The sequence below is a fragment of the Nocardia sp. NPDC058497 genome (assembly GCF_042720195.1).
Classification (GTDB): Bacteria; Actinomycetota; Actinomycetes; order Mycobacteriales; family Mycobacteriaceae; genus Nocardia.
Genome location: NZ_JBHXMY010000237.1, coordinates 1 through 2,977, shown reverse-complemented (window position 1 = coordinate 2,977; position 2,977 = coordinate 1). Strand labels below are relative to the sequence as shown.

General features: G+C 67.6%; 3 protein-coding genes. All 3 read right to left on the bottom strand.

All coding sequences use genetic code 11. From position 1 onward, the window contains the following. Positions 1-314: saccharopine dehydrogenase NADP-binding domain-containing protein (locus tag ACFWPJ_RS17335; RefSeq protein WP_378852460.1), on the bottom strand; the 314-nt coding region annotated here is incomplete at its 3' end. Further along, the gene (locus tag ACFWPJ_RS17330) at positions 311-2,677 is read right to left on the bottom strand and encodes an MMPL family transporter (RefSeq protein WP_378852458.1); all 2,367 of its coding nucleotides are present in this window, start codon (positions 2,675-2,677) and stop codon (positions 311-313) included. The genes ACFWPJ_RS17335 and ACFWPJ_RS17330, both read right to left, overlap by 4 nt. A 2-nt stretch (positions 2,678-2,679) precedes the next feature. Then, positions 2,680-2,977 (bottom strand): hypothetical protein (locus ACFWPJ_RS17325; protein WP_378852456.1); only part of this gene is annotated, 298 nt, incomplete at its 5' end.

Genomic DNA, 2,977 nt, shown 5'->3' with positions numbered 1-2,977 from the left:
TGCCCCCCGCCGCGGGCGGCCGCCCGCGCGCCCGCCCCCCCCCCCGACAGGATCCCGGGGCCGAAGCGGAAGTACGGTCCGACGGTGTTGACCACGATGTCGCACTCGCGCATCGCGGCGATCAGCCGGGCATGGTCGAGGACGTCGATCTGTCGTGCCTCGGCGACCGGGCCGAGCAGTCCCGCCACCCGTTCGGCGGCGTCCACGGACAGATCGGCGATCACCACCCGATCGATATCATCCGCTGCGGCAATCATTTTCGCGGCGGCGCGGCCGATCTCGCCGGCCCCACCCAACACCATTACGCGCATCATCGACTCCCTTCGGCACCGACGCTACCGGTCGGCTGCGTGCCCGGTAGCGAATCTGTGGACGGCTTCGGCACCAGGCTTCCGCCACCGGGGAACCACCAGTTCAGCTGGTCGGCCATGGACATGAAGACCGGGACCATGATCAGACGGATCAGCGAGATGTCGATCGCGATCGCGATCGCCAGGCCGAATCCGATCTGTTTGAGCTCGAGGACATCGGCGACGACCAGCGAGCCGAATACCGCGATCATGATCAGGCCGGCGATGCTGATCTGCGGCGCGACCTTGGCCATCGCGCGCCGCACGGCTTCGGCCGTGTCACCGCAGTCCAGGTACTCCTCGCGGATCCGCCGGACCATGAAAACCTCATAGTCCATCGACAGCCCGAACAGCACAGCGAACATCGCGACGGGCAAGAACGCCTGAATACTGCCGACGCTGGTGAAGTCGAAAAGGCGTTCCCCATAGCCGTATTGGAATACCGCGGTGGTCGTGCCGAGCGCGGCAGCGGTCGCCAGGGCATTGAGGACGATCGCCTTGATCGGAATGAATACGCTCCGCAGGGTGATCACGAGGTAGATCAGAGACAGGACGAGCACCAGGATGACCACCAGCGGGAACATCCGAGCCGTCTCGTCGGCCAGGTCCCGATACTGCGCTGACATGCCGCCGACGGCGATCGTGATTCCGTCCTCCGCCAGCGGCGCTGCCCGAGAGCGCATGTCGCGTACCAGCGTCCCGGTTTCGGGGGCGTCGACCGAGTACTTGGGCTGCACCATCGCCAACAGGCAGCGTGGGTGGGCCGTGTCGTCGATCAGCGAACCGTCGACGGCGCGACCGACCGGGCTCGTGACCAGGGCTTCGAAGTCGAGCGCCGATCCCGCGGGCACGGTGTCGAATACCGAAGCCGTGGATCGCACGCCGTCGTGCCCGCGCAGCGAGCCGAGGTAGCCTGCGACGCGGTCGGCGTCGTCGCCGGTCAGCTCGCGGCGCTCTCCCACGCACGCGGTCACAGAGATCGGCGCGACCGCCGAGCCGCCGAACGCATCGGCCGCCGTCGCATAGCCGCGGCCTGCCTGCGTGTGCGACAAGGTCGAGATGCCCAGGTCCAGCCCCAGACGCATCCCCGTCAGCGGCAGCGATGCGAGGATCAGCACCAGCAGCGCCGGTACGCCCCAGAGAACCGGTCTGCGTTGCACATGGCCGACCCAGCGGTACCACCGGCTCGCCGCCGGATCCTTGTTCTCCGCCGCGCGCGACCGTTTCACCAGCCGGGGCGCCAGCACCGCCAGGGCCGCGGGCAACGCGGTCACCGCCGCGATCATCGAACACAGCACGACCAGCCCTGCCGCAACAGCGATCTCGCGGAACACCGGACCGTCGATGATCATGATCGAGCACAGCGACACCATCACGATCACGCCGGAGATGATCACGGTGTGCCCGGAGGTCTGGAGGGCACGGGTCAGCGCCGCGCTGGTGGTGACCGCACGATCGCCGGGACCGGAATCGAATTCGGTGTATTCCTCGACGAATCTGCTGATGACGAACAACGCGTAGTCGATGCCGACGCCGAGCCCGACGATCGTCGCGACGACCAGCGCGAACTGAGACATATTCATCGATTCGGCGACCAGCCCGAGCACGGCGCTACTCAAGGCCACGCCGAGCACCGCCGAGCCGACAGCCAGCACGGAGGCCGACAAAGACCGTAACCCCCACACCAGGAGCAGCAATGCCAGGGTCAGGCCGATCATCTCGGCGCGGGCCTGATCCTCGCGTTCGACGTCGGCCAGCGCCTTGTTCAACGGCGTCTCACCGGTCAGGTCCACCGTGACCCCGTCCGGCAGCGCCACAGTGCTCAGCGTATCGGCGATGCGGTCGGTGGTGGCATCGCGATCGGCCACCGCACCAGGCAGCGCGAGCAGGATCATCGCGGTGCGCCGGTCGGCGGTCGCCAGATGCCCGCCGACCTGTGCGGTGGTCGGATCGATGATGTCGTCGATGCCGGGGACAGCACGCAACGCGGTGACGATCGGACGCACCGAGAATTCCACCGCACGCCCGTCTGCCGCGGAGACGACCACCGCGACCTGCTCGGCGCCCATCCGCGGAAACCGCCCGGCGAGAACCTGTGTCGTGGCGGCCGATTCCGACTTCGATATCGAATAGTCGGGCAGGCTGAGGTGACTCTCCAGCGCGGTGTACTGCAATCCGCCGACTACCGCGAGCACGGCCCAGATCGCCAGGATGGGCCACCGGAACCGATCGCCCTGCCGGGCCCAGCCGGCGGCCGGGCCGCGGCGCGCTCTGCGCCCCGCCCCTGCGGGCGGACTCTGCCGCTCTTCGTTCATCGTCTCGGTCATGGTCAGTACGCGAAGAAGTTCTGCTGCTTCATGTCCCGGATACTCTTGCGGAATGCCGCCGCGATGGCATCCAGATCAGCGTAGGAGTGGGCGTCGCTGAGCATGATGGTATGCAGTTCGGGCAGATACACACCGTAGAGCCGCATGTAGTAGGCCAGCGCGAGCATCGCCTTGATGTGGCTGGCCCCGCGCGGGGGGCCGGGCCCGCGGGGGGTGGGGGTTTGTAAACCGCTGGTTGATATCGCGTGGGTTGCCCCGAGATATGAACGGGGCGCTGTCTCGCGCGGGGTAACGCTGAGG